The sequence below is a fragment of the Polynucleobacter sp. 35-46-11 genome (assembly GCF_002281105.1).
Genome location: NZ_NCFJ01000506.1, coordinates 1 through 1818 on the forward strand (window position 1 = coordinate 1; position 1818 = coordinate 1818).

2 protein-coding genes are annotated in these 1818 nt (G+C 43.3%); both read left to right on the forward strand.

The annotated features are described in order from the left end of the window. The coding region (gene hemN / locus B7Y67_RS16950; protein ID WP_293599632.1) for an oxygen-independent coproporphyrinogen III oxidase at nucleotides 1-1047 on the forward strand (1047 nt) is incomplete at its 5' end. 179 nt (nucleotides 1048-1226) lie between these two features. Then, a partial coding sequence (locus B7Y67_RS16955; protein ID WP_293599633.1) for an OmpW family outer membrane protein occupies nucleotides 1227-1818 on the forward strand: 592 nt, incomplete at its 3' end.

Here is a 1818-nt window from a genome sequence, read left to right on the forward strand (position 1 = left end):
TGGGGTGGGGGTACACCAACATTTTTATCTCACGAGGAGATGATTGAGTTGATGCACCATACGCGTGAGCATTTTGAGCTACTTCCTGGTGGCGAATACTCGATAGAAATCGATCCACGACGGGTTGCTGAATCAGATATTGCTTTACTTGCTGAATTGGGTTTTAACCGCATCAGTCTTGGTGTGCAAGATTTCAACCTTGAGGTACAGCAAGCGGTGCATCGCGTCCAAACAATTGAGGAAACTCAAGCAGTAATAGATTGGTCTAGGAAGTACGGATTTAAATCTAGAAGCGTTGATTTGATCTATGGCTTACCAAAGCAGACACCAGAGACCTTCAAAGAAACGGTCGATGCGGTTCTCAAAATGAGTCCTGACCGCCTTTCTGTTTATAACTATGCGCACTTGCCCCATATTTTTAAGCCCCAACGCAGAATTGCTGAGGCAGATTTGCCTGGAGCTGCTGACAAGCTCGATATCTTGTCAAACACGATTGAGAGGTTGGGTGAAGCGGGTTATGTCTTTATTGGCATGGACCACTTTGCCAAGCCAGATGATGAATTGGCGATTGCTCAAACAGAGGGTAATTTGCATCGCAATTTCCAAGGCTATTCTACGCAAGCTGAATGTGATCTCTTGGCTTTTGGAATTTCGTCGATTGGTAAGGTGGATGATTGTTACTCGCAAAATGTCCGCACACTAGACGAGTATTACTCGGCAATCGATGATGGCCATCTGCCGACACTCCGAGGCCTGCAATTAGACAAGGATGATTTACTGCGTCGTGAATTAATTGGCGAGTTAATGTGCCAATTTGCTCTGGATACTGATTTATTTGGCAAGACTCACCAAATCAACTTCCCAAGTTACTTCAAGATAGAGATTGAAGAGCTAAAGCATCTGGAACAGGCTGGACTACTGGAGTGGCAGGGTGCGAAGATGGTCGTGCCTATCAAAGGCCGACTCCTGGCTCGACGTGTGGCAATGACCTTTGATCGCCATCTTAGAGAATCTCAAGCAAAGGGCACTTACTCAAAAGTGCTTTAAGCGAAATTGAGTGAGAGCCTGTACTCATTTGATCTACATCAAAAACTCATCAAAATAGTGTTGGTTTAAAACCAAAAATTAATTTCTGCAGTCTCTGAATTTGATTTGCATCAAATTACAACCCCATCTTCAATTTGAAAATAGATCCATCAAATTGATAACAAAAAAAGGGGTAAATCATGCGTCTTAAAACTCTAGTAGCCGCTATGGCAGCAGTAGCTTCATTGGCTCCAATCGCTGCTCAAGCTCAATCTTCAAGCGAGAACCCATGGATGGTTCGTGTACGTGCAGTGGACTTACTTTGGAGTAATGGCCAATCCGGTAGCGTAGTCCAAGGTGCCAATGTAAAAGCAAAGGACCAGGTTATTCCTGAGTTGGATATTTCCTATTTTTTCACTAAAAATATTGCTGCAGAACTAGTGTTAACTTATCCACAGACCATTCAGATCGATGCTGGTGGCGACAAGCTCGGTACCATTAAGGCACTTCCCCCATCTTTACTTCTCCAATATCATTTCACAGATTTTGGCGCATTCAAGCCTTATGTTGGTGCAGGCGTGAATTACACAATCTTTAGTAGTCGTAACAACTTGGGTAATGGAGCATATTCAGTCGATAACTCAAGCTTTGGTGCGGTTGGTCAAGTTGGTATGGATTATATGTTTGATAAAAATTGGGGTCTAAACGTCGACCTTAAATATGCCACTATGTCTACCAATGTTACAACTACAGCTACTGGAGCTAATGGTGGTAAGTTGACTTTGAATCCTT